Below are 23,316 nucleotides of genomic sequence, written 5' to 3' on the forward strand. Positions count from 1 at the left end.
AGAGTGACTTCAAGGGGTTCTTTTAAGACTCCTTCAAGACCTGTCGCAGGTCGTGCGGCAGGTTGGGCACTGACGCCGGAGGAAAGGATGCAGGACGACATCGCCCAACGCCAGACACTGATGCTGGCCCAGCTGGAACGCATGCTGGCCGCCCAGATCAAAGCCGAAGAACAGCCTCTGTTTCGCAGCTTTCTTGCCGGCTATTTCGAAATGGCCAGTCACGCTGCGCTGAGTGCTCGTACTCCTGAACACCTCTTTCGACTTGCCCGGGAACACTGGCTGCTTGCCTGGCAGCGGCACCAGGAACTGCTGATCGAAGTCTGTCCACCCGAGCGTCCCGGCGAACTGGCTTGCCTGCGTGCGGTCACCACCGATATACCTTTCCTGGTCGACTCGGTATCCATGGCAGTGCGGGATGCGGGGACTGCCATCGACTGGACTGTCCACCCGGTATTGCGGATTCGCCGTAACGAGAAGGGGGAGATTTCCCGTATTGACGGCGTGGGGGACGGTGATCATCCGGCAGAATCCCTGATTTACATGGAGTTCGAACCACTGGCCAGTGAAGCGGACTACCAGAGATTGCGCGAACAGCTGGAGTTGGTGCTGGGAGAGTTGCGTGTGGTGGTCAAGGACTTCCACGCCATGCTCGACAACCTGCGTGCCACCCAGCAGAACCTGTCCCAGGAGTATCCGGACCGGGATCAGGAAGAACTGGCAGAGGCCCGCGCCTTTATCGATTGGCTTCAGCAGGAACATTTTACCTTTCTGGGATATGCCCGCTCCCATGCCCGTTCGGTGGGCGACGTGACCCAGGTGCAACTGGATAATGATGCCGGGCTGGGGTTGGCCCGTGCGGGCAGTCGCCACGCGGATGCTGATCAGTTCATCGCGCCCAACGAAGAAATGGCCAAGTACATTACCCATGGGCGTCTGGTGGTGGTGACCAAGGCCAACATGCGTTCCTCCATTCATCACCCCCACTACATGGATGTGATATCCATCAAGCGGCTGGCTGCTGATGGCAGCGTGGAGGGGACGGATCGCTATATCGGTCTTTTTTCACTGGATGCCTACATTAACCGGCCCAGGGATATCCCGCTGATTCGCCGCAAGGTCAATCATGTGCTGGAGCGCTCGCGGTTGCCGGAGCGCTCCCACTCTGGCAAGCATCTGCGCGACATTATTTACCAGCTCCCGCGCGATGAATTGTTCCAGTGCAGCGAGGACGAGCTGTTCCACATGTGCATGGGGATTCGGGCGCTGCGCGACCGTGACCACCTGCGCCTGTTCCTGCGCCGGGACCGCTACGGTCGCTTCTATTCCTGCATGGTTTACCTGAGCCGTGAGCAATTTTCCCGGGAGCTGCGTGACAGGGTGACGGACGAGTTGATGCGGTTGTGCAATGGCTTGTCCGTGGAGCGCAGTGTGGATTTTCTGCGTGAAGGGCTGGCACGTATTCACTGCATTATTCGCATCCCGCAAGGTACCCAGCTCGGCATGAGCGAAGGGCAGGTGGAAGAGCGCTTGCTGGTAGTGACCCGGTCCTGGTCTGATCAACTGCGAGCGATCCTTCGTGAGGAAGGCGAAGAGGGAGCTGCGCTGGCCATGCGCTATGGCGATGCCTTTCCGGTGGGGTATCAGGAAAATACCTCGCCCATGGGGGCCGCAGCGGACATACACTATCTGGCTCAGTTGACTGCGAATCAGCCGGTGCTGCCGAGCTTGTCTGTCAGTGAAGATGATGCCGCGGCCTGTCCCACCTATCTGCGTTTGTTCAGCCTCGGCAACCCGCTGGGGTTGTCCGACATTCTGCCCTTACTGGAAAACTTCGGGTTACGGGTTGTCAGTCAGGAGCCCACCCGGGTTTCCCTGCGCGATGGCCCGGATCAGTGGGTGCAGTCTTTTTCGATAAGGGTAAATGGCGATTGTGCATTGGGGCCGGTCCAGCAGAAGCGATTTTTTGAGGATGCCTTTCTTGCCTGCTGGCATGGACACACCGAGAACGACGGTCTGCACCGGCTGGTGTTACTGGCTGGCCTGAATGCGCGACAGGTTGTTTGCCTGCGTACCCTGACCCGCTATCTGGTGCAGACGGAATTACCTTTTTCCCAGAGTTACATGGAGCAGTTGCTGGCGGATCATGCTGTGATTGCCCGTTTGCTGGTGCAGTTGTTTGAAAACCGGTTTGATCCTTCATTGGATGATGCGCGGCGCCAGAAAGAGGGTGTGGCATTGGCGCAGGCACTGGATCATGAACTGGATCAGGTTGCTTCACTGGATGGTGACCGGGTGCTGCGTGCCTTTCTGAGTGTGGTGCGTGCCGGGCTCAGAACCAACTTTTATCAGCAAGGGGCCGATGGCAAGGAAAAGCCCTACGTCAGCCTCAAGCTGGATCCCAAGCGAGTGGCCGAACTACCGCCACCCTTGCCCATGTATGAAGCTTTTGTCTATTCCCCGCAAATGGAAGGTATTCATTTACGCGGCGGCCCGGTGGCCCGTGGTGGTTTGCGATGGTCCGATCGGCGCGAGGATTTTCGTACCGAGGTGCTGGGTCTAGTGAAGGCGCAAATGGTCAAGAACGCGATCATTGTGCCGGTGGGTGCCAAGGGGGGCTTTGTGGTGAAGCAGGGCAACCCGGCCAATCGTGAAGAATGGCAGCAACAGGGCGTGGACTGTTACAAGCAGTTTATCCGCGGGTTGCTGGATATTACCGACAACCGTGAAGGCGATGAGGTAGTGCCGCCCCCGTCTGTGGTGCGCCACGACAGTGATGACCCCTACCTGGTGGTCGCAGCAGATAAGGGTACCGCTACCTTTTCCGATATCGCCAATGGCCTGGCAGATGAGTACGGTTTCTGGCTGGGGGATGCGTTTGCGTCGGGTGGTAGCGTGGGCTATGACCACAAGAAGATGGGCATCACTGCACGCGGCGCCTGGGAAAGTGTGAAGCGGCACTTCCGGGAAATGGGCAAGGATATCCAGACGCAGCCCTTCACTGTGGTGGGCGTCGGTGATATGGGGGGCGATGTGTTCGGGAATGGCATGCTGCTGTCCCGGCAAATCCGTCTGGTAGCGGCGTTCAACCACATGCACATCTTTATTGATCCGAACCCGGATCCGGCGCGTACCTATACCGAGCGTCAGCGTCTGTTCAATACCAAAGGCGCTACCTGGGATGACTTTGATCGGGAATGTCTTTCCGAAGGCGCGGAGGTGTATTCCCGTTCAGCCAAAAATATCCGGTTGAGTCACCAGGCCTGTGAGGCGCTGGGTATTGAGCAAAACAGCCTGACCCCGGCGGAGTTGATCCAGGCCATTCTCAAGGCGCCGGTGGAGTTGTTATGGAATGGTGGTATTGGCACCTATGTGAAGGGCAGCCATGAAAGTCATGCCCAAGTGGGTGATCGCGCCAACGATGCAATCCGTATTAATGGTCGCGAACTGCGCTGTCAGGTGGTGGGCGAGGGTGGCAACCTGGGGTTGACCCAGCTGGGGCGTGTCGAGTTTGCGCTCCATGACGGACACATCAACACCGATGCCATCGATAATTCCGGCGGCGTACACAGCTCTGACCGGGAAGTGAATATCAAGATTCCGCTCAACCAGATGCTCAAGGCAGGAACCCTGAGCCACGAGGAGCGCGATCCCATGCTGGAAGCCATGACCGACGATGTGGCTGAAGCTGTGTTGCGAGATAACTATGTGCAGAGTCTTGCGCTGAGTCTGCTGGAATACGATGCGGCCGGTCGGCTGGAGGAACATGCCAGCCACCTGCGGATGCTTGAGCGGCAGGGGGTTCTCACCCGGGCGGTGGAATATCTGCCTGATGATGAGAGCCTTACCGAGCGACGTACCCGTGGTATGGGCCTGACCCGGCCGGAATTGTCAGTGCTGCTGTCCTATACCAAGAATGCCCTGTTTGATGCGCTTTTGGCCTCTAACGTTCCGGATGATCCTTTCTTCGACCGGGATGTGCTGAATTATTTCCCTCCTGCGCTGGTGGAGCAGTATCGGGATGCGCTGCTCAATCACGGTCTGCGACGAGAGTTGATCGCTACTGTGCTGGCCAATGCAGTGGTCAATCGCATGGGGTTTGCATTCGTGCACCGTTTTGCCGATGAGCATGGTCTGTCGCTTCACCGTCTGGTGAAAGCCTATGCCATGGCCCATGCGGTGTTTGATGCGGATATCTACTGGCAGACCGTGGACCGGCTGGATGGGGTCGTCGACAGTCAGGTGCAGTTGCGGGTCTATGGCCGCGTGATCGGCTTGCTCAAGCATATGACTACCTGGTTGCTGTTCTACAAGTGGGGGCGACGCCCGGTGGCCGAAGCGGTGAGTCGTTTTCAAAGTGCCATCGTGGAACTGGAGCAATTGCTGCCCGATATTCTGCCAGGTGGATATCGTGAGGAGTGGCAGCAGGCCGTTGCCGGCATGGGAGAGGACGGCGTTCCGGAGAGAGAAGCCCGGGTGCTGGCCAATACCATGGTGCTGGGCAGCGGACCCGATATTGCCGAGTTGGCCTCCCAGGCACAGGTGCCACTGAAACTGGCGGCGGAAGTGTATTTTACTGTCGGAGACCGACTGAACATTCTCTGGTTACTGTCGGCGATCATAGAGCTGAAGGTGAACGGCAAGTGGCAGGCCCTGGCCCGGGCAAACTTGCGTGAGGACTGCTACCGGCTGCATCGGCAGGTTGCCGCGCGGGTGCTTGAGCAGGAGGGTGACAGTGCCGAGCAGCGTTTTGATGTCTGGTTGGGCAAATCCAGCAACAAGATCGAATTCAGCATTCATCGCCTGCATAGCCTGCAGGCAGATAGCCATCATGATTTCATGACTCTTGCGGTGGGCGTCAGGGAGCTGCGCAAGTTACGGCTGCTGTAGTTGAGGGTGGCCGGCGGTCGGGCCTGCACACTGGCGCAACTCTTTTGGCTTATCGCCAACGGGCGGGAACGTGGTGCCGAGGCTGAGCCTGGGTGCCAGCCGTTATTCACGGAAAGTCCACACGCCTTGAGTCAGTTCATCGGGCAAACCGTGTGCAGCAAGAAGCCGGTATCGCTCACTCGTGAATCGTGATGGGGTATGCCGGCAAAATCATTGAGTCCTGCCGCCTGTTGATATACTGTACGTAAAGACAGTATATCAACAGGAGTGGGTATGCCTGCCGTAAACCGGGGAACGCTCAGTGACATGCCGGGCCGTTTCGTCATTTCGCACAGCGAGATGCATGAGAGTCCGACCAATCGTGCCACCCGATATCACCGCGAATTGGCCAAAAGCATCATCATGACCAATCGCAGCCCTGATCTGCCTTTTTCCCAGAGCATCAATCCGTACCGCGGCTGCGAACATGGTTGTATCTATTGTTATGCAAGGCCGAACCATGCCTATGTGGATCTGTCTCCGGGGCAGGACTTCGAAAGCGAAATCTTCTGCAAGGATAACGCCGCTGAAGTGTTGCGGGACAGCCTTCGCAAGCCCGGTTACCGTTGTCAGCCCATTGTACTGGGCACAGCCACGGACCCGTATCAACCGGTGGAGCGGGAGCGGCGATTGACCCGTGAGCTGCTTCAGGTGCTGGCGGATTGTCAGCATCCGTTCAGTCTGATCACCAAGAGCACCCTGGTATTACGTGATCTGGACCTGATCGCCCCCATGGCGCAGGCGGGTAGAGCCGCTGTGACGGTTTCAGTAACCACGCTGGATAACCGCTTGAAGGCACAACTGGAGCCCCGCGCCAGTGGTGGCAAGGAACGCTTGCGGGCCATTCGTGAGTTAAGCCGTGCAGGCGTGCCGGTGTCAGTACTGGTCGCCCCGGTTATTCCGTTTATCAATGATCATGAACTGGAAGACATCGTGGGGCAGGTTGCTCAGGCGGGTGCAGAGCATGCTGGCTATGTGGTACTGCGCCTGCCCCATGAAGTGGGCCCGCTGTGGCAGCAATGGCTGGAGGAGCATTATCCGGATCGCGCCGAGAAGGTCATGTCGGTGATGCGAGACCTGCACGGTGGCGCCATTTATGACAGCCGTTGGCATAAGCGACAAAGCGGGCAGGGCGCGTGGTCGCATATTCTGCGCCAGCGATTCGAAAGCGCCTGCCGCCAGGCGGGGTTGTCTGCCCGTGAAGCCCTGGCACTGGATACCGAAGGGTTTAGACCTCCCGGGCCGCATGGGCAGTTGGCACTGTGGGACACCTGATCCAGCTGCGACCGCACAGGCGGGGGCGTCGGAGCGGGGCTCGAGCCTGAAGATCGTTACCGGTTTCTGCCGGCAACTGTCTGATTTTTGTGCCTGAAATTCGGGCGCTGGTCTAAACGGCATGGCTTTGCTATTTTAGTGACCCTTGGTCACTTATTAGGAGAAAGTCATGGAAGCAGCATCCTTGCAAGCAGTTGTCGTCACTGGTGCCAGCGCTGGTATTGGTGAAGAGTTTGCCCGACAACTGGCCGTTGCCGGGCATCATCTGGTGTTGGTGGCGCGACGTCTGGATCGTCTGGAGGCCCTGGCCGGTGAGCTGCAGTCCCGACATGGCATTCAGGTTGTCTGTATTGCTTCTGATCTGGCGAGGGCTGATGCTGCGGAACAACTGGTTGCGACGTTGCGGCAAAAGCAGGTGCAGGTAACCGGCCTGGTTAACAATGCGGGTTTTGGGGATAGAGGATCGGTGGAATCTCTGGCTCTGCAGCGACAGCTGGACATGATTCAGGTGAATGTGACCTCGCTGGTAGATCTGACCTGGCGGTTGCTCCCCGGGTTGAAGAACGTGGCCAACAGTTTTGTTATCAACGTGGCATCAACCGCCGCCTTTCAGGCTGGCCCGAACATGGCGGTTTATTACGCGAGCAAGGCGTTCGTATTGTCTTTTTCCGAAGCCCTTCATGAAGAACTGAAAGGTGATGGTGTGGCCGTCAGCGCGCTGTGCCCGGGGGCAACGGATTCTGAATTTGCCAGCGAAGCGAATATGACCGACACCCTGCTTTTCAAGGCTGGCACCATGACCACCGAAGCGGTTGTGCGAAAAGCACTGGCGGGGCGTCGCAACGCTATCGTCATTCCCGGATTCAAGAATCTGCTGCTGGTCTGGCTTGGCAAGTTGTCCCCCCGTCTGGTCACACGGCGTCTGGCGGGGATGCTGCAGGCATGACCTCGTGTTGTTTTCAGCGTGCCCGTTCGCCCCAGCAAAAGGCTGAGCGCCGGGCGCAGATTCTTCAGGCCGCTGCCGAGGCGTTCCAGCGAGACCGATTTCAGGCTATTGCCCTGGCGGACATTGCCCGGCAATCCGGTGTCAGCAAGGCGGCGCTGTATCGTTATTTCCCTTCTAAGGAATCATTGTTCCTGGCGTTGTACCTCAGTGAGCTTGAAGCGCTGGCCGACTGTACGCTGGTGGAGGACAAGGCCCTATGGGAGCAACTGGCGGATAATTTGATTGCCCGCCCGTTGTTCTGTCGCCTCACTGCCATTCTCCACTCGGTGCTGGAACAGAATCTGGACCAGACACAGGCCAGAGAGTTCAAACTGTTACTCTTGGAATCATTTTCCTCGCTGAGTCGTCGCCTTCAGTTGCACTACGGGCTACCTGAAAAGCAGGTGAATGCCTATCTGCTTCAGGCCCAGCAAAGTGTTATTGGTTGCTGGGTAATGAGCCATCCTGCTCCGGTGATGGACAATTTGCTTGATGAGGCGCCTTTTGATGTATTCAGGGTTCAGTTTGATCGGGCACTGAAAACCCAGCTCGCGGCACTGGAGGCTGCCCAGAAATGACACAGGCGGATTCATTACCGGATTTATTGTTCACTCCTGCCAGCAAGCCCAGGGCCCTGATGTTGTTTGCCCATGGCGCGGGTGCGCCCATGGACAGCGATTTCATGACCACAATGGCGCAAGCGGTAGCAGATCAGGGCATTAGTGTTGCCCGATTCGAGTTTCCCTACATGCAACGGCGTCGTCAGGAACAGCGAAAATTTCCACCTGACCGGGCCCCCGCATTGTTGGCACATTTTCAGCGAGTACTGGCTCAGGCAGCTGAACATGGCTTGCCAATATGGATAGCGGGTAAATCCATGGGCGGACGAATGGCATCCATGCTGACAGCGGATCGTTCTTCCGGGCTTGAGAATGTGCAAGGGGTGATTGCCCTGGGGTATCCTTTTCATCCGCCAGGCAAGCCAGAGAAAACCCGTACTGAGCATCTTTATGATTTAACGATGCCCATGCTTATTTGTCAGGGTACGCGGGACCCTTTTGGAAAACCCGTGGAAGTATCGGGCTATAATTTACCTGTCGGGATACAGGTGCACTGGCTGGAGGGGGGAGACCATGATTTCAAGCCGCTCAAGCGCAGTGGTTTTACTCAGACGCACCTGATCGCAGAGGCTGCTGAACAGGTCAGCCAGTTTATACTGTCATAAAAAACGAATCAGGATATATCAGGGGATATGCATGGATGCATGTAGTTACCACGCACGCAAATCAACAAGCTGGGTGTGTGAAGGTTGCAACAAGCCCTATTGCACGCAATGTGTGCCGGGTGGTGAAGAGAATTTCAAGGCTGGTCAGCCCCGCTGTCCTCTCTGTAGCCAGCGTCTTGAATGGCGCGGCGATGGCCTTCCCCGATTGCCATTCTGGCAACGATCCCGAGAGATTCTCGGTTATCCGCTGAAGCTGCCGGCACTGTGGTTACTGCTGGCCTTTGGGGCCGCCAATGTCATGCTCAGTAACATGATCACGGCACTGTTTTTCCTGTTTGTGTCTACGCTGCTGTCAGTGTACGCCATGCTGGTGATTGCGGATGTGGCGAGAGATAACTGGGAGCCACCATCGCCCATGGACGGTATTTCGGAAGGCGGTCTGCTTTTTCGCCAGCTGGGATTGATGTTTGTGCTTTTCGTTGGCCCTTTCCTGTTTGCTTCCACGTCCATGGTGCTCGCGTTCGGATTGCTTGCCCTGGCGGCATTTATTCTGCCCGCTGCTCTAATGTTGCTTGCAGTCAGTGGCTCTCTGCTTATGGCTTTGAATCCGCTGCGCTGGTTGCAGCTTATCCTCACCGTGGGCGCTTCATATCTGCTGCTGTGGTTGGCGGTGATGGCGGTGACGGCAGCCCCGGCGTTACTGGAGTCAGGTAACGCCATGCCGGCAGTGGTGTTCGTCGGTGCCTTTTTTTCTGCCTATACCACCCTGGTTGCCGCGGCCATGATGGGGGCAATGCTCAATGAAAAGGCACGCCAGCTGGGTCTGACCATGGATGAAGAGCGTGGGCGTTCGCTTTCCCAGGAAGATTATGAGATCGCTGAAGTGCTGGGGTCTGCGCATATCTATGCTCAGGAAGGTCGACTGGAAGAGGCCCTGAAAGTGATCAACCGTGGTCTGGCTTCTGCTCCCCTGCATCAAGAACTGAACTGGCGTCGTTTGCGGCTTTTGAAACTGCTGCACAAGGAGGGGCCGTGGCTTGAACACCTGGCCCGTTTTGTACGCCAGCAGTTAGGTTCTGGCAATGCCGGAACGGCGGTACAGATATGGCTGGAAGCAAGTCAGCAACAAAGCGGGTTGCGTTTCGAGGATGATCCGGCTCTGTGTCTGTCGCTTTCCAAAGCATTGTTCGAGCGTGGCCGTTTTCGCGAGGCACAGCAATTATTGGTGAATCTTCATCAACGGGCGCCCCAGTTCAAGGGGCTTGGTGAGGCTTACATGCTGCTGGCAAGGCTGTATCTTGAGCAGGGGAGCACCGCTACGGCCAACCGTCTGGTCAGCTTTGTGAAGAAGCATTTCCCCGGAGATCACGACAGCGAGGATGGGCTGGAAACTGTCGCACTGCTGACAAGGTTGCAGGCTCACAGCTGAACAAGGTCATGGGCCGCTCAGCTCCAGTTGCTGGCTGAGCTTGTCCATGCGCGGGTGTTGCCACTGCTGCGTGCGGAGTTCTGTCACGATGGCACGGGCCTCCGCCGTCCGTTTCTGTTGCCATGCCAGTTCTGCCAGTAATAGCCGGAAGGGGGGGGGGAGCCTGGCAATGTCGCCACCCAGAGAATCGTATTCTTTCCATAGCCAGGCGATCAGAACTACTTTACCTGGTGTCTTGCTGAGGGTCTTCATGGCGTTTTTCATGGCGCTGTCCAGTTGCTTCTGACGTAGACCCATTTCCAGGTAAAAGGCCCACAGCGGGCGGCTGGTCGGGTACTTCGCCAGCCACTGCTCACACCGCTGTTGGGCGTCGGCAAAGCGTAACTCTTCGGCCATTTTTAGACAGGCTTCGGGGACTTCCCGGTCTTTGATATCAGTGCTGGTGTCTTCGTTTGGGCTGTTGTCATGGCCTGAGTACGGCAGCAGGAAGGCGAGTATCAAACCGCTGATAAGACCACCCGCATGGGCCATGTATGCCACGTTGGTGTCTGCGGTAGCGGCCTGAACCAGCTCCCAGCCCAGCCAGACAGGAAACAGCACCAGAGCAGGGGCACGAAAGCTGCCAAACACAAAACCGAGCGTATAGAAGAACTCCACTTTGCGAAGCCGATAAGTGCCAGAGTAGAGGCCCATGATGCCGGAGATGGCGCCGGAAGCGCCTACCAGGGGCACGCCGCTATCGGGATCGACCATAATGAACAGCAGGCCAGCGCCGAGTCCGGCAGCGAGATAGGCGATGCTGAAACGAAGCCACCCCCAGTAACGCTCCATGGCGATGCCAAATATGATCAGCCAGACCATGTTGCCCAGCAGGTGAAACCAGTCACCGTGCATGAACATGGAAGAGACGAAGGTGGTGGCAGTAGGTGCATTGGGGATCAGGCCCCAGCGAAAGGCAGAAAAGCGGCTGACCCACTGTTCCATGTCTCCGCGCAGCTTGCGCCATTGTTCGGTTGGCGGACTGCTTTGCCACTGTTCATGGACATGCCGGGTGAACGCCTGATTGAACCAGCCATAGGCAAACATGAAATCCGGGCCGCGATCATTCATGGCAACAGCATCGGAGTAGGTCGCGCTGTCCTGACGGGAAAGCCAGGTCATCAACAGGGTAGATTCGTACTCCGCAAGGTTTGTCAGCTGCTGGTCGGTAAGCGGAATTTCCAGCTGGTTATCGCGGTGGGTGGAGGTCGCATACAGGAGCGTGTTGATGATGATCAGGAAAATACATACCCAGGGCAGGGTGCGACGGCCGGTGTTTTCCCCAACGGGTAATATCAACATGGTAAAGCTCCCTTCCCCAACAAGACGCCAGCCATCCGGGCTGGTGATTAAGCGATTTGTTGCAGTGTAACGTTAGCGCAGACAAAGCGGGAGGGGTGAGTGAGCCCGGCATGGCCGGGCACAGTGGAGGCAGGCTATTTGGCCGGTTTTTCACTGATCCAGAGATTGATGGTGCCCTCTACCACGACGGTGCCGTCATCGCGCATGGCCTTGACGGTCACAGGCAGATCCCCGGGCTTCCAGTCTTCCGGGTTGACCTCGGCGATGGCGGTGATATCGGTAGTGGCCTTGGCGGTGTAGTTCACGCTCATGCCTTTGGGAATCCAGCGCAGATGCTTGGGAATAGAGGACTCGGCCATGGCGCCCATGGCACATTCCAGTGCGTTGCAGATAGCAATGACGTGTACGGTCTGGATATGGTTTTCCACCCCTTTACGCTTCTTGAACTTAACCTCACAGAAATTCGGTCGCAGCTGCGTGACGACGGGGGTAATAGTGGCGAAGTAGGGGGCTTTGCGACTGAACATCATGGAAAACAGCTTTCTGCCCGCGGGCAATTTAAGCGCTTTTTCGTAGATATTGAGCAAGTAGTTGTCGCTCATGATTTTGTCTCCTGGTGGCTCTCCCGATGAGAATGTGGACATTTTCCATGGCTGCCAACGGGGTGCAATGGGTTTGGGGCGCGACGGTTGCGCGCAGGTGCTACCATTGTGTCAGGATTGAGATGAGCATGAGGGATCGGTTGTGAAGGTGTTGGAGACTTGGAAGCAGAGCAGCTGGAAAATCAAGACATTGGTGATCCTGGCTGTGCTGTATGTGTTGTACGTGTTATTGGGCTTTCTGGTAGCGCCAGGACTCGTCAGAGACAATGCACGGCAGGCACTGGCAGAGTTGACAGGCCGGGACGTTCAGATCAATGAGGTCAAGATCAACCCATTGGCGCTCAGTGCCACCATCAATGGCTTTGCCATCAAGGATGAGCAGACCGAGGTGCTGGCTGCATTTGATCACCTCTATGTGAACTTTCAGGTTTCCTCCCTGTTTCGCTGGACCTGGTATTTCGACCAGATCGCACTGGACGGGCTGACGCTGAGAGCTCGCCGCAACCCCGGCTCCGTGTTCAATTTCGACGACATTCTTGCCCATATCGAGGCGCAGGCTGAAGCAGAGCCGGATGAAGAGGCGCCTGTTGCTGAGCAGGACGCAGCCCTGCCAAGCATCGCAGTGGGCGAACTGGTATTGACCAATGGCGATCTGCGCTATACCGAAGCGGCAGGGAAGACGCCTCATGAGCTGATTCTGCCTATCGCCTTTGACGTGAATAACTTCTCCACCGTTGCCAAAGACAAGGAATCCAACGATTACGCTGTGCGCCTGGAGGGCCCGGATGGTGGGGTGTTCGATTGGGCCGGGCATTTTGAGTTTACTCCCTTTATTGCCAACGGACGCTTACAGGTTGAGCGGGTGGATCTGGTTTCCCTTGCCAAGCTTGGTCAGGATCAAGTGCGCTTTACCGTCCCTTCTGGTGAGATGGATCTTGAAGCGCAATACGAGTTCACCCAGCACCCGGAAGCCAAACTGCTGATCGAGGAAGGGCGCCTTACCTTGCGCAATGTCTCGCTGCTGAAACCGGGTCAAGAGTCGCCGAGTATCCGGGTGCCAGGAGTGACGGTTTCGGGTATCGGGGTGGACACTCTGGCGCAGACGGTTTCTATCCCTGAGGTGGAAATTTCAAAACCTGAGATTCATGCGGTGCTGGAAGAGGCCGGTTTGGATCTGGCAACCCTGTTTCTGCCTCCGGATGAGGAAAAAGCGGAGCAGGTCAAAGAGCAGGTGAAGGAGAAGGCACAACAGGCGGCGGAGCGTATCGTCGAGGCTGAGACCTTCTGGAAGGTCACGCTGGACAAGGTCGGGGTTAACGGCAGCCTGCTTCGCTTCACCGACCGCACCTTGTCGCCGGCTCAAACCGTAGAGCTGAGTGATGGGGATCTGACCCTTACCAATCTGGTGGTGGGTGAGGAAGCGCCGTTCCAGTGGCAGGGAAGTGCAAAGCTGGCCGGTGAGGGCGCGTTGTCTCATTCTGGCGAAGGCAAGCTGGCGCCGCTTTCCATCAGCAGCAAGGCAAGCCTCAGCGATTTGCCTCTGGCTACTTTCTCGCCCTGGCTGGAAAAGGATATGCCTCTGTCGCTGACTGCCGGAACGTTGGGTGTAGACATGAATGCTCAGGTCTCAGGGGATGCCCCTGATGCGACAGTCAGTGCCAGTGCCAATATACAGGGGCTGAATTTGCTCGAAGGAGGTCGCCCGCTGCTCAAGGCCAACAACGCCACACTGCAAGGCCTTAGCCTTTCCACGGCAACCCGGCAGGTACAGATTGAGGAAATCGGTCTGACGGGACTGGATATGCTCCATCAAATCGATAATCAGGGCCGTGACGCCGCTACTCGCATTGACGCGGGAAGCACTCCGTCAACAGCGGACAGCTCTGGCGCTGCGGACAGCGGCAAGCCCTGGCAAGTAGGCATCAAGCGGGTGCGGTTGGTGGGGAGCCAGGTGCGTCATGAAGATCTGACCGTCAGCCCCAATTTCCGCATAGGTCTGTATCAACTCTCCGGGATCGTTTCCAACCTGAATACGCGTCCCGGCAGTCGGGCAAACCTGGATTTGAAAGCGCAGATTGACCGCTATGCCCCATTCTCCATCAAGGGGGTGCTGGCGCCAGAACCGCTGTATTCCGATCTGGCGATAACACTACAGAATTATGAGATGACCAGCCTGACACCGTTCACCGGTCTTTACCTGGGATATCAGGTAGAGAAAGGGCAGCTGGGGGTGGAAACCGACGTCAATATCGAGAATAACCACCTCCGAAGCAAGTCAGATATTCGCGCCAATCAGTTCTATCTCGGTGAGAAAGTGGAGAGCGATGAAGCGGTGAAGGTGCCGATCAAGCTGGGCCTCTCCGTGCTTCGTTCCCGTAGCGGTGAGATACACCTGCCGGTAAAAATGTCGGGCGAACTGGATGATCCCAGCTTCAGCGTGACCGGCATGATCCTCAAGGTGCTGACCAATATCGTGGTGAAGGCAGCTACCGCTCCATTCTCTGTACTGGCTGGGCTGGCTGGCGGCGAAAACCTGGAGAGGATCCAGTTTGAGCCGGGCAGTGCCACCGCTGGCGCACAGACCAATGATTCCCTGGAGGCACTGGCCAAGGTATTGGATGAGAAGCCTGACCTGAGAATCGGCTTGATCGGGACCACCAATGCGGCGGACCGTATTGCGTTGGCAGAGCAGGCACTTGGTTCCGATCTCGACGGTGAAGACTGGCCGGGTATCGATATGGCGCTGGAGGAATCTTCGTTGCGTCGCAAACTGAAACGCCGCTATGAATCATCTACCGATAAGGATGTGGAGACGTTGGTCAGTGAGCCGCTTCCCGAGGATGAGAACGAGGCGGACAGGATTCTGGCGAAGGCGGCATGGGATGCCATGGCACCACCGATGGCCGAGGCGATTACCACGCAGCAGTTGGTGGAACTGGCCCGGTTGCGTTCTGAAAATGCCAAGGCAGCCCTGGTTCAGCAACTGGGCGTGGCCCAGGACCGTGTGTACCTGAATGAGTCGAAGGTAGATGGCGATGTTGCCGGCCTGACACTGACCCTGGCGAAATAATATGGCCGTTGTGTGGAGCGCAGACCGAGAAGGTGTGCGCTACGAAGTCCACCGCAAGGGAAAGAAACTGGAGCTGTATGCCAATGGCGTACAGCATTCGGAGTTTCACCCCAAACGGTTGCTGACCGGCAGCGTTTGGGATCTGCTCTGGCTGCCGGCCTTGCTGCATGCTCCGGACCGCTATCAGCGGGTACTGGTGCTGGGGCTGGGAGGTGGCTCGCTGATTCCTCCCATTCGTGCGCTGCTCAACCCCGATACCCTGATTGCCGTCGAGCTGGATGCCCCGCACCTTGAGGTGGCGCGGGATGTATTTGGCGTTGCCGAAATGGGCGTGGAAACCCATCTGGCGGATGCCTGCCAGTGGCTGGCAGATTATCAGGGACCGCCCTTTGACCTCATCATCGAAGACCTGTTTGCTCCCAGTAACGAACAGGTCACCCGCGCGGTGCCGGGGTCTCTGGAGTGGCAGCAGCGCCTTGCTTCTCACGTTTCTGATCAGGGTATGCTGGTGATGAACTTTGGTGATTGGGCAGAGTATCGTGACAGTGAACTGGCGGAGGAGGAGTCCATGGCCGGTTTTGCCAGTCGCTTCCGGCTCTCCTGTAGCGATTGCCATAATGCGATCATTGCATTCAGTCGCACGCCAACCCGCAGTATCCAGCTTCGCCGTCAGCTGGCGGGCATCCCGGAACTGAATACCCGCGACGCCCGCGGCAGGCTGGATTATCACATTCGCCAGCTGGACTAGAGCAGGCGAGCTACGAGCCATGAGAAAAAACAAAGCTTTCGCTTTTGAACTTCCTCACAGCTAGTAGCTAGCAGCTGCTCTTATTCCAGCATGGACAGGGTATAGCTGCTTTCGTTTTCCTTGTCGCTGATCAACTGCGCGGTACGAGGCTGGTCATCGTGAAGACCGATGAACAGCACTCGATAGGTGAGTACGGCCTGCACATAATCGCGGGTTTCCCGGAAGGGAATCGATTCCACCCAGACGTCCACCGGCACAGCCTTGTCATCGTCTTCAGCCAGCCAGTTATCAATCCGATGCGGGCCTGCGTTATACGCGGCCAGTGCCAGCAAGCGGTTGCCGTTGAATTGATCAAGCAGTTCTGCCAGATAGCGGGTGCCCAGGCCAATGTTTACATTTTGGTCATAGAGCATGGCCTGGGTAGGGCGTGCCTGATTGGCGTCACTGGCCACCTTGCGAGCTGTGGCGGGCATCAGTTGCATCAGGCCGCTGGCGCCCACACCGGAACGGGCGCGGGGGTTGAACGCACTTTCACGTCGCGATACGGCCATGGCCAGCCAAGGATCCAGATCGTTTTCCAGAGCCTCTTTTTCAAACTGGGCCTGGTAGGCCGGCGGGAAGCGCCAGGCAAGAGTGTTCCAGGATTTGGACTGAATCGAGGCCTCGACAGCCAGGCTGTACCATTGCTGGTTCAGGGCATACTCGGCCAGGGCCCGTTGCTGTTCCTTGTCGCTGTGCCACAGTAACCACAGCCATTCTCGATGGGCGGCGCTGTCTTCTTCAAGTTCCTGGAGCAGCTTTATCCGGTTCAGGGCGGGCGGCGCCTTGAAAGGGGTTTCTGCCGAGTAGGGCTCATCGGAAAACCGATAGGGTTCACCTAACCGGTCTGCGGCCAGGAAGGCGAAAAAGTTACGCCCCTGGGCGGCCTGCTGAAACAGTCCCCGGGCGTCATCTTCCGAGCCTGTTGCTTCCAGGGCTCGGGCTTGCCAGTAAAGCCAGCGAGAGTCGGCCTGCTCCTGTTGTGGCAATTTCCCGATCCAGTGGGCGGTGGCATCCCAGTTTTGTTCGATAATGGCCCTGCGGGCGCGCTGACTCAGCAGCTCGGTATCGCTATGGCTTTCCAGCCAGTCATCCAGCCACTGGCGGTTTTCCTCAATGCCGCGAATGGTGGAATACCAGGCGAGTCGGCGCCCCAGGGATTGCCGGGCATCCTCATTCTTGATGCGGCTTTCGTGTTTTTCGAACCACGCCCTGGCGGCCACGGTGTCGGTATAGATCCAGCGATACAAGGCCGCTTCGCGAAGATCTTCCTTGCGGGCCTTTGTTAAGCCACGAGGGAGGTCGTCAATGTCTTGCGGCGAGCGGTAGAGTTTTTTCAGCCAGTTGCCCGCGGTTTCATACTCGCTGTTTTTCAGAGAACGGTTCAGGTAACGCATCAAGCTGTAATTGCCGGCTTCAAAGGCCAGCCGCTGGCGTTCCCAGATGGCTTTTTCATCAATGACGCCGGCTTCGCGGGCGGCGTCAAAAAGCGGGTCGCAGGCATTCGGTCGTGAGCTGCCATGGGCCCACAGGCGGGCTGCTTCCTGCAGGGCGGAGTCGTCGTCACTGGCGAGCTTTGCCTGATAGTAGTAGCACTTCAACGTGACCGGCCCGGGGGGCTTGTCACTGATGGCCAGCAGGGCATCCCAGCGCTTCGCCTGGGCGTAGGAGACAATGGCGATGTCACGAATGTCTCCAGGCAGCGGGGAATCGCTGTAGCGTTCTGCATACGCCTGGACCTTTTCCGGTGATAGCTCGGGCAGGCCGGCTCGAATCCGGTGAAACTCAAGGTAGGCTTGCAGTGGATGTCCATCATCCAGCGCGCTCTCAAGACGGTTGAGCGATTCCCAGTCGTCATTGCGAGCGGCATCCAGTGCCTGGCGGAACGTGTCGGTCTCGGCCAGGGCCAGCGAAGCCATCAGGCTACAGGCAATCAGTACTGCGGCGCGAACCATCTGTGCCTCCATGTAAGTCGCAGTTATGAGCAGATATCTTTCCGATTCTACCGCCAGGGCGTCGCTCCTGAAGTGTGGATTATGTAAAACTTTCCGGAATGTGCCGGGAATGGGATACACATCCGACGGGAGGGTCGGGGAGTGGCTCGACTGGGTTATACTTACGGGCTGGTCAGCGGAAATTCGATCTGTTTTGTACGGGATACCATGGAAAATACTACGCAATTATTACTGCGACAACGTCATGAGTTTGAGGGCCGCCAGGTGCTGGTGGTCGAAGCCAATGATGGCGCCCTGACGTCGCTGGATGTGGACGCGCAAATTCATGTACATGCGGATGATTTCACTATCGGGGCCCAGCAGTGGTCGCCGGCTCCGTCGATTCCGGACGGGGTGGACCTGCTGATCCTGCCGTTGCCGAAATCCGGAGACCGCCTACGTTTTTTGCTCAACTGGCTGGCGGGCAAGATTGAGTCGCCCATGGAAATCTGGCTGGTGGGGCCTGCCAAGGGCGGGATCAAGGGGGCGCTCAAGCATTTTGATATTCATGTGGATCATAGCGACCTGGTAGACAGTGCCCGTCACTGCAAGCTTTACCGCGGCATGTTGCAACCCGGTGAGGCACAGACCCTGGACGCCTGGGGAGAAGTGATTACCGTGGATGAGCTTACGGCGATCAGCTATCCCGGTGTGTTCAGTCATGGTCGTCTGGATGAAGGCTCGCGCCTGCTGCTGGATGCCATGAACGAACATAACCTGCCCCGGCCGGGCAAGGTGATTGATGTGGGCTGTGGTGCCGGTGTGCTTGGCATTACCCTGGCGCGCCAGGGCTGGCAGGTGCAGGCCATGGATGTCAGTGCGACAGCCGTGGCTGCCTGCAAGGCAAGCCTGGAACAAAATGGCTTGCAGGGGCAGGTAAGTGGCGGGGACTTGTTCTCTGCGGTATCCGGTCGTGTGGACATGATAGTGACCAATCCGCCTTTCCATGATCGCCGTCTGCGCACCACGGATATCACCCGTCGTCTGATTGAGGAAGCGCCAGGCCATCTCAAGGAAGACGGCGAGATGTGGTTGGTGGCTAACCGGGAGCTGCCTTATGTGCAGTGGCTGGATGCGTCCTTCCAGCATGTGCAGGTAGCGGCTGAAACCAGTCGTTTCCGGGTATACCGGGCGGTGAGATAACGCACAGGGGCGCTGGGCCCCGGTGCTTCAGGGCGTTTCTACAGGAGGTTTTCCCGGGCCATCCAGGTGATGCAGTTTTCGATCATGGTGGCCAGTGGAATCTGGTCGTTGAAGCCCAGTTTCTCTACCGCCTTGCTGCTGTCTGCGTGAACGCGGTGGGTAATCAGCGCCACCTTTTCCGGGGTCAGTCTGGGCTCGTTACCGGTGAACAGGCTGCCGATCGGGGATAGCTGGCCGACCAGTCTCAGTACAACCGGCGGGACGGTTTTTCTGGGGACCTTCCTGTCCAGCTGACGGGCAATGGTTTGTACCAGTTCCAGAAAGCTGGCTTCTATGCCAGCGAGAATATAGCGTTCTCCACAAACGCCTTTTTCGTACGCGCTGATATGCGCTCGCGCCACTTCCTCTACGGCACAGAAATTTCCGCCGCCCGGCGGTACGCCCGGCAACTTGCCATCGTTGATCAGCTTGATCATTTGTGACCAGTTATGGGTGTCGCCGGCGCCGATGATGCCACAGGGGTTGAGAATGACCGCGTCCAGCCCCTGGCGGATACCGTTTTCCACTTCCTGTTCTGCCAGATACTTTGTGCGATTGTAGTTGATCCAGTCACTGGCGGCGTTGGAGGGCGTGAGTTCATTGATCGGCTCATCCTGAATGCCCCAGGCGGAGATCGAAGAGGTATGAATGAAACGACCTGCCACGTTTTTCTGGGCTGCACTCACCATGGCGCGCGTACCGAGCACATTGTCCCTGTACTGCTGGTCATTGCCACGGCGCCACATGCTGGTGTTGCCCGCCACATGGAACACGGCGTCCGGGGCGGGGGGCATGACCAGTGCCAGTTCGGTGGGGTTATCCAGCGGCGCTTGCACGACAGAAACGCCCCTGGCCTGCAATTGGGAGGCATCGCTGCGTGGACGAATGACGGCGGTGACATCCCAGCCCCTTTCCAAAAGCTGGTCGACGATATGGCCCCCCAGAAAACCCCGGGCTCCACTGACAAATGCCACCGGCATGGCGATCTCCTCACTGAATCAGTCCTGTCAGTGTAACCCGAAGCGTTGGCAGGTAAATAAAGATCTGATCAGGGGGTGCCGGGACTGGCCAAGGTGCAGGGTTTTGTCTATATTGCCGTTTCCAAAGCGGGTGTAGTTCAATGGTAGAACGGCAGCTTCCCAAGCTGCATACGAGAGTTCGATTCTCTTCACCCGCTCCAGACACGACAAAGCCGCCCAAGGGCGGCTTTGTGCGTTTTGGGGAAAGTGAGGCAAGGCCCGTTGCATCTTTTCCGCAACCCCCGGACACTTCATCCATGGAATTGATTATCAAATTGTCTGAACAGTGCCTTGAAGTGCATGGCGATCACTCTGAACGCTTTGCCATTTCCTCTGCCCGCAACGGGGCAGGGGAGGCCATGGGCTCCCAGGCTACCCCCCGTGGTCGCCATGTCGTACGCGCCCGTTTTGGCGCCGGCTTGCCTCAAGGTGCCGTGCTCACAGGGCGCAAGTTTTCCGGTGAGATCTATACTCCCGCGCTGGCCGGGCAACACCCTGACCGTGACTGGGTGCTTACCCGAATCCTCTGGCTTGGCGGGCTGGACGCGGGGCTGAACCAGGGGGGCAGCGTGGATAGTTTTCAGCGCTTTATCTATATTCACGGCACGCCAGACAGTGAGCCCATGGGCACCCCCGCGTCCCATGGCTGTATCCGCATGCGCAATGCGGATCTGGTTCGTCTTTTCGATCAGGTGCCAGTGGGCACACTGGTGACAATAACCGAATAACCGTCTCCTTCAGGGTAGTCATGTCTGACACTATTTCCCCGTTGTTAATGCTGGATCTGCAAGGGCTCACCGTAGCCGATTCCGAAAAGGATCTGCTGGCTCATCCCGGCACCGGCGGCCTGATCTTTTTTGCCCGCAATTACGAAAGCCGCGAACAATTGCGCGAGCTGGTTCGGCAAGTACGTGCCATTCGGCCCGATTTGCTGATCGCAGTGGATCAGGAAGGCGGCAGGGTGCAGCGCTTCCGTGATGAATTTGTGCGCCTGCCACCCATGGCGGCACTGGGGCGCCGTTACGATCAGGATCCGGCTACCGGCATATACGCTGCCGGCTTGCTGGGAGAGTTGATGGCGTCAGAGCTGACCGAGCTGGGCATTGATATCAGTTTTGCGCCGGTACTGGATCTGGATTACGGCAGCAGTACCGTGATTGGTGATCGCAGTTTTCATGGCGATGCGGATGCCATGATTGCCCTGGCGGGGAGCTTTATCGACGGCATGAATGCAGCAGGTATGGCCGCCACCGGCAAACACTTTCCGGGCCACGGTCATGTGGTCGCGGATTCCCACCTGGAACTGCCGGTGGACCCGCGCCCCCTGAGCGAGATCGAGGCGGCGGACATGCGCCCCTTTATGGCGTTGGCTCCACGTCTGGATGGCATCATGCCGGCCCATGTAGTGTACAGCGCGGTAGAAAACCAGACCGCAGGTTTCTCCCGATTCTGGTTGCAGAGCCAGCTCCGTGAGCGGCTGGGTTTTCGCGGTGTGATCTTCTCTGATGATCTTTCCATGGCGGGTGCCCATGGCGTGGGTGGCTACCCACAGCGCGCGGAAGCGGCGCTGGCTGCTGGCTGCGATATGGTGCTGGCTTGCAATAATCGACAGGGAGCGGAACAGGTGCTGAGCTGGCTGGAAAGCCAGTCTTTTTCGGGGCAGGTGGCGGCTGGCGGTCTGCGGGCACGACCACGGTGTTCCATGGAGGCAGGGCGTCGCCGGGAAGCGCAGGCCCTTGCAAAATCACTGATTGAGGAAAACGCATGAACTGGGACTGGAGCCAGCTGCTGAATTGGCCAACGCTGGAAACCCCTTCTGACATATGGCTGACGCAGCTGTTTTTGCTGGTGGTGTGCACGGTGGCGGTGAATTTCACCATGATGCGGGCCATTGATGTCGCCGAGCGGCTGATCAGAAAGACCGATACCCTCTGGGATGATGCGCTGCTTGAGGCCGCAAGGATTCCACTAAGGCTGGTGTTCTGGGTCATTGGCCTGTCGATCTGTGTGGAGCTGCTGCAGTCAGTCAGTGATGAAAAAAATCTGGTGTTCGATCTGGTACCCCAGGCGCGCCGCATCGGTTTCATCGTGATTATCGCCATGTTCCTGAACCGGTTTATTTCTTACACGGAAAAGAACCTGATCGACCCGTCCCGGATGCGCAAGCCCATGGATCACTCCACTGCCGCCGCGATTGCCAAATTGTTGCGGGTGTCCGTGATCATCACCGCATTGCTTATCATCCTCCAGACTCTGGGTTACAGCATTTCCGGGGTGCTGGCTTTTGGTGGTATTGGTGGCATGGCGGTGGCCTTTGCGGCCAAGGATCTGCTGGCCAATTTCTTTGGCGGCATGATGGTCTATCTGGACAAGCCGTTTCGGGTGGGCGACTGGGTGCGTTCGCCGGATCGCGCCATTGAGGGCACGGTGGAGAATATCGGCTGGCGTTTGACCCGCATTCGTACCTTCGATCAGCGACCGTTGTATATTCCCAATGCCATGTTTACCTCCATTGTGCTGGAAAACCCTTCGCGCATGTTCAACCGCCGGATCAATGAAAAGATCGGTATTCGCTATGATGACTGGCAAAAAATGCCCGCGATCGTGGCAGAAGTGAGGGCCATGCTGGAGGCCCATGAAGAGCTTGAAACCGAGCAGAAAACCCTGATTGTGAATTTCGACAGCTACGGGGCGTCTCATCTGGAGTTTTTTATCTACACCTTCACCAAGACCACCGAGTGGGTGCGCTACCATGAGATCAAGCAGGATGTTCTCATGAAGATCATGAATATTGTCCATGAGCATGGTGCCGAGTTCGCGTTCCCCACACGCACGTTGCATCTGGTCAGCAACAATGATGATGCTCCTGAAACCGGCCTTGAAGAAGACAATGCAGAGGAAAGCCAACATGTCCATCGCTGATGATGTGCAAAAGCAATTGATGCAGGTACGCCGTGAGGCCATCGAGCTGCATTCTTCCGATCAGGTGCAGGAAGCCATTGCCAAGCTGGCGTTCGAGGTCACCGAGGCCTACAGCGGCAAGGTGCCCGTATTTGTGACCATCATGAATGGTGGCATGATCTTCGCAGCGGAACTGGTCAAGCGGCTGGATTTCCCGCTGGAGATGGATTATCTCCACGCCAGCCGCTACCTGGGTGAAACTACAGGTGGTGATGTGGAATGGCTGGTGACACCCAACGCCAGTCTGGCTGGCCGCCATGTGTTGATCGTGGATGACATCCTGGATGTGGGTACCACGCTGCTGTCCATTATTCGTGCCTGTGAAGCGCAGGGGGCTGCGTCAGTGAAAACCTGTGTGCTGGTGGACAAGCAGCATGACCGCAAGGCGGAGCCGGGTTTGAAGGCCGACTTTACCGCGCTTGAAGCCGCCGACCATTACCTGTTTGGCATGGGCATGGATTACAAGGGCTTCTGGCGCAATGCACCGGGTATCTACGCTGTCAGAGAGGAAGAGCAATAA

The 23,316-nt window shown here is 57.5% G+C and carries 17 protein-coding genes and 1 tRNA gene; 14 read left to right on the forward strand and 4 right to left on the reverse strand.

Translation table 11 applies throughout. The annotated features are described in order from the left end of the window. Positions 1-87 precede the first annotated feature (87 nt). From GQF00_RS00965 to GQF00_RS00990, 6 genes are all read left to right on the forward strand, one after another. A complete protein-coding gene (locus GQF00_RS00965) occupies positions 88-4,887 on the forward strand; it encodes an NAD-glutamate dehydrogenase (protein ID WP_161317170.1) in 4,800 nt (1,599 codons plus the stop codon). Between the two features lie 273 nt (positions 4,888-5,160). After that, complete coding sequence (locus GQF00_RS00970; protein WP_161317172.1) at positions 5,161-6,201, forward strand: PA0069 family radical SAM protein; 1,041 nt, start codon at positions 5,161-5,163, stop codon at positions 6,199-6,201. A 169-nt stretch (positions 6,202-6,370) separates the two neighbouring features. Continuing rightward, positions 6,371-7,147, forward strand: coding sequence for an SDR family oxidoreductase (locus tag GQF00_RS00975; protein ID WP_237440339.1), 777 nt, complete (start codon positions 6,371-6,373; stop codon positions 7,145-7,147). Beyond that, positions 7,144-7,764, forward strand: coding sequence for a TetR family transcriptional regulator (locus tag GQF00_RS00980; RefSeq protein ID WP_161317174.1), 621 nt, complete (start codon positions 7,144-7,146; stop codon positions 7,762-7,764). The genes GQF00_RS00975 and GQF00_RS00980 overlap by 4 nt, the downstream gene beginning before the upstream one ends. 59 nt (positions 7,765-7,823) lie before the next feature. After that, a complete protein-coding gene (locus GQF00_RS00985; RefSeq protein ID WP_370519435.1) occupies positions 7,824-8,411 on the forward strand; it encodes an alpha/beta family hydrolase in 588 nt (195 codons plus the stop codon). A gap of 31 nt (positions 8,412-8,442) precedes the next feature. Then, positions 8,443-9,840 (forward strand): hypothetical protein, encoded by a 1,398-nt coding sequence (locus tag GQF00_RS00990; protein ID WP_161317178.1) that lies wholly within the window; start codon positions 8,443-8,445, stop codon positions 9,838-9,840. 6 nt (positions 9,841-9,846) lie between these two features. Here GQF00_RS00990 and GQF00_RS00995 read toward each other — a convergent pair whose 3' ends face one another. Then, complete coding sequence (locus GQF00_RS00995) at positions 9,847-11,181, reverse strand: rhomboid family intramembrane serine protease (RefSeq protein WP_161317180.1); 1,335 nt, start codon at positions 11,179-11,181, stop codon at positions 9,847-9,849. A 134-nt stretch (positions 11,182-11,315) separates the two neighbouring features. After that, complete coding sequence (locus tag GQF00_RS01000; protein ID WP_161317182.1) at positions 11,316-11,783, reverse strand: hotdog fold domain-containing protein; 468 nt, start codon at positions 11,781-11,783, stop codon at positions 11,316-11,318. A 148-nt stretch (positions 11,784-11,931) separates the two neighbouring features. Between GQF00_RS01000 and GQF00_RS01005 the strand changes: the two genes are divergently transcribed. Both GQF00_RS01005 and GQF00_RS01010 read left to right on the forward strand, forming a co-directional pair. Further along, positions 11,932-14,853 (forward strand): DUF748 domain-containing protein, encoded by a 2,922-nt coding sequence (locus GQF00_RS01005; RefSeq protein ID WP_370519437.1) that lies wholly within the window; start codon positions 11,932-11,934, stop codon positions 14,851-14,853. Position 14,854: 1 nt separating this feature from the next. Beyond that, positions 14,855-15,601 (forward strand): hypothetical protein, encoded by a 747-nt coding sequence (locus tag GQF00_RS01010; protein WP_161317186.1) that lies wholly within the window; start codon positions 14,855-14,857, stop codon positions 15,599-15,601. Between the two features lie 80 nt (positions 15,602-15,681). Here the strand turns inward: GQF00_RS01010 and GQF00_RS01015 are convergent, their stop codons facing one another. Next, positions 15,682-17,595: a transglycosylase SLT domain-containing protein gene (locus GQF00_RS01015; RefSeq protein WP_161317188.1), complete on the reverse strand. Its 1,914-nt coding sequence runs from the start codon at positions 17,593-17,595 to the stop codon at positions 15,682-15,684. A gap of 207 nt (positions 17,596-17,802) precedes the next feature. Here GQF00_RS01015 and GQF00_RS01020 point away from each other — a divergent pair, with 207 nt between their 5' ends. Beyond that, positions 17,803-18,777, forward strand: a complete 975-nt coding sequence (locus tag GQF00_RS01020; protein WP_161317190.1) for a methyltransferase — start codon at positions 17,803-17,805, stop codon at positions 18,775-18,777. Between the two features lie 38 nt (positions 18,778-18,815). Here GQF00_RS01020 and GQF00_RS01025 read toward each other — a convergent pair whose 3' ends face one another. After that, positions 18,816-19,796 (reverse strand): NAD-dependent epimerase/dehydratase family protein, encoded by a 981-nt coding sequence (locus GQF00_RS01025; protein ID WP_161317192.1) that lies wholly within the window; start codon positions 19,794-19,796, stop codon positions 18,816-18,818. Between the two features lie 126 nt (positions 19,797-19,922). Here GQF00_RS01025 and GQF00_RS01030 point away from each other — a divergent pair. From GQF00_RS01030 to GQF00_RS01050, 5 genes are all read left to right on the forward strand, one after another. After that, positions 19,923-19,996 (forward strand) — tRNA-Gly (locus GQF00_RS01030). Positions 19,997-20,092: 96 nt separating this feature from the next. Further along, complete coding sequence (locus GQF00_RS01035) at positions 20,093-20,563, forward strand: L,D-transpeptidase (protein ID WP_161317194.1); 471 nt, start codon at positions 20,093-20,095, stop codon at positions 20,561-20,563. Between the two features lie 20 nt (positions 20,564-20,583). Continuing rightward, a complete protein-coding gene (gene nagZ / locus GQF00_RS01040) occupies positions 20,584-21,603 on the forward strand; it encodes a beta-N-acetylhexosaminidase (RefSeq protein WP_202560314.1) in 1,020 nt (339 codons plus the stop codon). Next, the gene (locus tag GQF00_RS01045) at positions 21,600-22,757 is read left to right on the forward strand and encodes a mechanosensitive ion channel family protein (RefSeq protein ID WP_161317196.1); all 1,158 of its coding nucleotides are present in this window, start codon (positions 21,600-21,602) and stop codon (positions 22,755-22,757) included. The genes nagZ and GQF00_RS01045 overlap by 4 nt, the downstream gene beginning before the upstream one ends. Next, positions 22,744-23,316: a hypoxanthine-guanine phosphoribosyltransferase gene (locus GQF00_RS01050; RefSeq protein ID WP_161317198.1), complete on the forward strand. Its 573-nt coding sequence runs from the start codon at positions 22,744-22,746 to the stop codon at positions 23,314-23,316. The genes GQF00_RS01045 and GQF00_RS01050 overlap by 14 nt, the downstream gene beginning before the upstream one ends.

Source organism: Alcanivorax sp. DP30, from assembly GCF_009882945.1.
Classification (GTDB): Bacteria; Pseudomonadota; Gammaproteobacteria; order Pseudomonadales; family Alcanivoracaceae; genus Alcanivorax.